The organism is Pseudomonas sp. NPDC096917, assembly GCF_044762555.1.
GTDB lineage: Bacteria > Pseudomonadota > Gammaproteobacteria > Pseudomonadales > Pseudomonadaceae > Aquipseudomonas.
On sequence record NZ_JBIWEO010000002.1, the window covers coordinates 344,466 to 350,475 of the forward strand.

Genomic DNA, 6,010 nt, shown 5'->3' on the forward strand with positions numbered 1-6,010 from the left:
ACCCGGGTAGAAACGAGTTTGCTCGCGATCTTTAAAAGAACAAAAGATCGCGAGGCAAGCACGCTCCTACAGAGACCGAATTGCACCCCTCTTTAGCGGATTAATCATATGAACAAAAAGCACGCACTGGTTCTGGCACTCGGGCTGTTCAGCGGCCTTACCTTCGCCACCGAAAAACCACTCAAGGTCGGCACCACCTCCGCCTTTGCCATTCCGTTGGAAGCCGCAGTGGCTGAAGCTGACAAGCAAGGGCTGAAAGTCGAGCTGGTCGAGTTCACCGACTGGATCGCTCCCAACGTCAGCCTGGCCAGCGGCGACATCGACGTGAACTACTTTCAGCACATTCCGTTCCTGGAAAACGCCAACGCCGCCAGCGGCTTTCATCTGGTGCCTTACGCCAAAGGCGTCATCAACAACGTGGGCCTGTATTCCAAAAAATACAAAAGCCTCGAACAATTGCCCGTCGGTGCCACCGTGGCCATCGCCAACGACCCGATCAACAGCGGGCGCGGCCTGCAACTGCTGGCCAAGGCCGGGCTGATCACGCTTAAACCCGGCGTCGGCTACAAAGCCACCGAAGAAGACATCATCGCCAACCCGAAAAAGATCAAAATCCTGCAGGTCGAAGCCGTGCAATTGGTACGTGCCTACGACGATGCGGACCTGGTGCAGGGCTACCCGGCCTACATTCGCATGGCCAACACTTTCGATGCGACCTCCGCGCTGCTGTTCGACGGCATCGACCACCCGGAATACGTGATTCAGTTTGTCATCCAGCCCACGAGCAAGGACGACCCGCGCCTGGCCAGGTTCATCGATATTTATCAGCACTCACCGGTGGTAAAGGCCTCGCTGGATAAAACCTACGGCACTCTGTATCAACCTGGCTGGACGAACTGACCATGAGCGTAGCCATTGCCCGCACGCGGCTCGATGAACCGCTACCCAGCGCGTCCCACACTGACCTGCACCCGGAACTGAAGAACGCCCACGTACGTTTTATTGGGGTTGGCAAAACCTATGACGGCCGTCAAGGCACGGTCCATGCGCTCAAAGGCATTGATCTGGCCATTCAGCGCGGGGAAATCTTCGGCATTATCGGCCGCAGCGGTGCAGGTAAATCGTCGCTGATCCGCACCATCAACCGACTGGAACAACCCAGCAGCGGCCGCGTGTTGATTGATCAAATCGACATCGGTGAGTTTGACGAAAACACGCTGGTCGCCTTGCGCCGTCAGACCGGCATGATCTTTCAGCACTTCAACCTGATGTCGGCCAAAACCGTGTGGCAAAACGTTGAACTGCCGCTCAAGGTGGCCGGCGTGCCCAAGCTGCAACGCGAACAAAAAGTGCGCGAGTTGCTGGAGCTGGTCGGCCTGCAAGGCAAACATACGGCCTACCCGGCGCAACTCTCGGGCGGGCAAAAACAACGTGTAGGCATTGCTCGCGCACTGGTTCACGACCCGGCGATTCTGCTCTGCGACGAGGCCACCTCGGCCCTCGACCCGCAAACCACACAGTCGATCCTTGGCTTGCTGCGCGAGATCAATCAGCGACTGGGCCTTACCATCATCCTCATTACCCACGAAATGGCGGTCATCCGCGACATTTGCCACCGCGTGGTGGTGCTCGAACAAGGCCAGGTCGTCGAGCAAGGCCCGGTATGGCAAGTGTTTGGCAATCCGCAGCACGAGGTCAGCAAAACCTTGCTCGCACCGCTGCAAGACAACCTGCCCGAGGCGCTGCAAAGCCGCATTCACGCAGCCCCGCACTCGGCACAATCGAGCGTGATTTTGCGCCTGCGCTTTACCGGCAGCCAAGCACAAGAACCCGACCTGGGTGCGCTCTTCAGCGCCTTGGGCGGCCAGGTGCGGTTGCTCCACGGTGGCGTCGAGCAGATCCAGGGCCATGCCCTGGGGCAACTGCTGCTCAGCGTCACCAGCACTTCATTGGGCGCCGAAGAACTGCGCAAGCGCGCTGAACAATGGGCGCAACAGGTCGAGGTACTGGGCTATGGGGCTTGATCGTTTATGGCAGGGCCTGATCGACACCTTTTTGATGGTCGGTGTGTCGTCTTTTATCGCGCTGATTCTGGGCATTCCGCTGGCGGTGATACTGGTCACCAGCGACAAGGGCGGCATCTATGAAGCCCCCGCGCTGAACAAAGCCTTGGGGGCGTTCGTGAACCTGTTTCGCTCCATTCCATTTTTGATTTTGATGGTGGCACTGATCCCGTTTACCCGCCTGATTGTCGGCACCACCTACGGCGTATGGGCGGCTGTCGTACCGCTGACCATCGCGGCCACGCCCTTCTTTGCACGCATTGCCGAAGTCAGCTTGCGCGAGGTGGACCACGGGTTGATCGAAGCCGCACAGGCCATGGGCTGCAAGCGCCATCACATCATCTGGCACGTGCTTTTGCCTGAAGCGTTACCGGGCATCGTCGCAGGTTTTACCATCACCATCGTCACCATGATCAACTCCTCGGCCATGGCCGGTGCGATAGGTGCCGGCGGCCTGGGCGACATCGCCTATCGCTATGGCTACCAGCGGTTTGACACCCAAGTCATGCTCACTGTGATCGTGTTATTGGTGCTGCTCGTGGCCGTGATTCAGCTGGGCGGCGATCGCCTGGCCCGCGTACTGAACAAGCGCTGAGGTATAGTCGGCGGCAACACTGCCGCCGACTGAGCCCTGCGATGCCCCTCGACCCCAACACCCTCGAACAGATTAGCGCCACCACCCTGGCGCACTACCAACAAAATGCCGAAGACTTTCGTGAAGGTACTCGCGACCACGACGTGAGCCAAAACATCGACGCCTTGCTGCGCCACATTCAAGGTTGCGCGCCGTTCACCGTTCTGGATTTTGGCTGCGGGCCGGGTCGTGATCTAAAAACCTTCACCCGGCTGGGACACATCGCCATCGGGCTGGACGGCACCGAACGCTTCACCCAAATGGCCCGCGAAGACAGCGGCTGTGAAGTGTGGCACCAAGACTTTCTCAAACTTGATCTGCCGGCCGAGCGCTTTGACGGCATCTTCGCCAACGCCTCGTTATTCCACGTACCGACGCAAGAGTTGGAGCACGTGTTGAGCAAGCTGCATGCCAGCCTCAAGCCGGGCGGCGTACTGCTCAGTTCCAACCCACGCGGGGATAACCGTGAAGGCTGGAATGAACAACGCTATGGCGCCTATCACGACCTGGAAAACTGGCGCGCGATGCTCACGGCGGTGGGGTTTGTGGAGCTGGAACACTACTACCGCCCGGCCGGCTTGCCCCGCGATCAACAGCCATGGCTGGTGAGTGTTTGGCGTAAGTAACGTCAGGATCAAAAGATCGCGAGCCAGCTCGCGCCTAAAGCGTTTTCGCAGGAAGCACTCACACTTTCACCCCATCGAATCCCAGTCAAACGTATAAGGCGCGCCAATCACATGACCGCCGACCAACGCCATGCTTTCGGCTTCTGACAGGCTGGTCGGGGCCATTGCCAACTGTTCATTTTTGAGGCTTTCGGGGTGCTGGCGCCAACGCGCCAACGCCTCGACCAACCCTTCGGGCTGCAACGCATAAAGGCCGTAGACATCGGCGGCGCTGAGCACGGTGCCTTTCAACAGGAGCAACCGCTCGCGTGTCACCTTGACCCTGGTAGCCTCACGCAGGAGTGCTTGCCCGGTCTTCTTATGGCTGATGATTCGAGGGTCAAGTTCATGCCGTATATAGCGCTCGTGTTCCATTAGATTTTGTTGAGTCAACTTTAGGGCTTCGTCAATCCGTTCATATTCCAAAGCTGTCACGATCGAACGTTTTGCCTCGAGGGCTTCTTGCCAACGCCGCAACGCCGCCCAGCACGCGGGGACATAGCCGCCGACCAATGTATGGTTAGCCCCGTTCATGACTTGCTCCCAAAAGTCAGCGCGCTGCGGCAAGCCATTTTCTTGCGCCACCGCGAGGGTGCATACCGCTTGATCCGTGAGGACCTCGCAGCTGGGAGCCCACAAGATGTGGGACAGTTCGTCAGCGCTGAAACTCACCGGCATAAAATGCTGCAACGTGCCGTGATGGGTGTAGGGGAATGCATTGGGATCGACCATGCCCGCCACATAACTGCTCATGGCGAACAGCGGAATACCGTCGTAGTCTGCAAAAGCCTCACGCAATGTTCGGGTGGGCCTGAACTTCATCCACGCGCTGGGTAAACTGGGCACGGGGTCGTTATGGTTCACCGTGCGGTAATGCACCAGGCTTTTGGCGCCTTCGACAAAGTCCGAATCCCCTGCTCGTGGGGCGCCGTAGGTGTAGAGCAAAAGGTCGTGATTGGCTGACCTGCGTCGCAGCATCTCGGCCACTAGCAATGCAATGGCCCCACCCAGACTGTGCCCACAAATGACCAGCTTTTGCCCGGCGTAAAATTTATCCAGGTACCTCACCGCAAATCGATAGACCTGCTGGGCGGCCTCATAGAACCCTCGATGAACCTTGCCTGCACCTTCCATAAAGGGCACTTGGAACCCATCCGCATCGCGCAAGATGTCCCACGGCACCTCATTGGTGCCTCGTACAGCAAGCAGGATCAGCTCGCGGTTATGGGTTATAAACGCTTGAGTGTCGGTGTCTACTTCTTGGCCTCTGTCATCGAGAAAATGCAGGGTGGCCGGGGTTTCCTGGTCGAGCCCCTTGCTCGGTTGATTGATGGGGTACAACTCGGGATCAAAGGGTACGACTTCCAATCGCTGGGAATACGGCACGTCTTCATACAGCGGGTAGTAGGCATGGGTTTGCCCGGGATCAACCCGCCAGAGTTCCTTGAACTTGGCCAGCGCATCACCAAACCAGTTACCCATGCTGGGGATCATCGGGAAACTGACCGTTGGGGCATTGACCGGGTGCTCATCAGGGTTCTGCCCAAAGGGCCAATAACTCAGGGTGGCCATCAGCGCCAGTTGATAGAGGTTAAGTGCGCAGAATTTAGAGTCCGTTGACAGCATGGGCCGTAAGGCTCGTAACGGGCGAACCTGTATCACCGTGTGCCTGCTGCCAAGGATGCATAGGCCGTTTTTTGGGGGGGGTTCTCATGATTTGAATGACCCCCTTGCGGGGAGGAAAATAGGCGTCAACCTGGGGTGGCAAGTGCGAGGTGTGCTCAACCAGATGCCTGACCTCCACCTGAATAAAGTCCGTGTCCTTGGCCGTTTCGAATGGATTGTCTTGGGTACGGGAGCCATCTTTATTGACGAACCGTGTGGACTCGGCCCTGACTTGAAGTTCGGTAATTTTGAGGGGGTAATGGTCTCTCGCCATCAAGAAGACATACTCTTTGCATACGCTTGATTAAATGTCAGCGCTATAGGCCCTGCGTAATGGTTATTTACCTCACCTGTACCCGTACTATCCAAAGCTCCGAAATATTTAAATCCTTCAGAGTCCGTAACTTCATAAGTCAGCCCTGCATAGGGCTCACCGTCCCCCGCTTCATTAAGTAGCTGAAAGGTCGTCCGTTTCCCCCCAACTGGGCAGGAAAACATGCGACCTTTTAAGTTTAAAGATTTGGGCACATTAATCTGATCCACTATTCGTTTTCCTTGCGCTCAGTACAGCCGGGATACACCGTGCACCTACGACCATCCACCATCACAAAGTCGGTAAATTTAGGCGGTGTCGTACAGAGTTCTTCATTAGGCGTTCCCCAACGTCCTGTACAAGGTCGCCAGCCCTCTGGGGTCTTAAGCCAAAAGCCTTTGAAATACGGCCTGTCTTCTGCCGCCCATGTGAGCTTCAGCTTTACGGTTTTACCCGCCAGTTGCTCAAGGGTGTAAGCCCCTATTGGCACCTGGTTTTCCAAAACGCCTTGGGCATTGATGTTTTTACAACTGAGGAGCTTTCTGAGTATTCGGGGTTTGCCCATCGTTCGAAATAATGACTGACACTGCCCTTCAACAAGCGTCACCCCGGCTGCATCAAAGGGCTTGTTCCACATCTTGTAGCCGTCATCTTGCTCATCTCGTAAAAA

Annotated in this window: 6 protein-coding genes and 1 pseudogene; 4 read left to right on the top strand and 3 right to left on the bottom strand. The window is 56.9% G+C overall.

The window, feature by feature from the left end; translation table 11 throughout:
• The first annotated feature begins 108 nt into the window (after window positions 1–108).
• Genes ACIQYF_RS03745 through ACIQYF_RS03760 form a run of 4 tightly spaced genes read left to right on the top strand, consistent with a single transcriptional unit; the run spans window position 109 to window position 3,323 of the window.
• Window positions 109–900: a MetQ/NlpA family ABC transporter substrate-binding protein gene (locus ACIQYF_RS03745; RefSeq protein ID WP_402856988.1), complete on the top strand. Its 792-nt coding sequence runs from the start codon at window positions 109–111 to the stop codon at window positions 898–900.
• A gap of 2 nt (window positions 901–902) precedes the next feature.
• A complete protein-coding gene (locus tag ACIQYF_RS03750) occupies window positions 903–2,024 on the top strand; it encodes a methionine ABC transporter ATP-binding protein (RefSeq protein WP_402856990.1) in 1,122 nt (373 codons plus the stop codon).
• Window positions 2,014–2,658: a methionine ABC transporter permease gene (locus ACIQYF_RS03755; protein ID WP_402856992.1), complete on the top strand. Its 645-nt coding sequence runs from the start codon at window positions 2,014–2,016 to the stop codon at window positions 2,656–2,658. Before ACIQYF_RS03750 ends, ACIQYF_RS03755 begins: the two co-directional genes overlap by 11 nt.
• A gap of 41 nt (window positions 2,659–2,699) precedes the next feature.
• Window positions 2,700–3,323, top strand: coding sequence for a class I SAM-dependent methyltransferase (locus ACIQYF_RS03760; RefSeq protein WP_402856994.1), 624 nt, complete (start codon window positions 2,700–2,702; stop codon window positions 3,321–3,323).
• A gap of 66 nt (window positions 3,324–3,389) precedes the next feature.
• On the opposite strand, the gene ACIQYF_RS03765 is transcribed toward ACIQYF_RS03760, so the two are convergent.
• From ACIQYF_RS03765 to ACIQYF_RS03775, 3 genes and pseudogenes are all read right to left on the bottom strand, one after another.
• Window positions 3,390–4,988, bottom strand: a complete 1,599-nt coding sequence (locus tag ACIQYF_RS03765; RefSeq protein WP_402856996.1) for a lipase family protein — start codon at window positions 4,986–4,988, stop codon at window positions 3,390–3,392.
• Between the two features lie 312 nt (window positions 4,989–5,300).
• On the bottom strand, window positions 5,301–5,570 hold the full coding sequence (locus ACIQYF_RS03770) for a hypothetical protein (protein WP_402856998.1): 270 nt from the start codon (window positions 5,568–5,570) through the stop codon (window positions 5,301–5,303).
• Window positions 5,570–6,010, bottom strand: a pseudogene (locus ACIQYF_RS03775) (hypothetical protein); the annotation flags it as partial. The gene ACIQYF_RS03770 and the pseudogene ACIQYF_RS03775, both read right to left, overlap by 1 nt.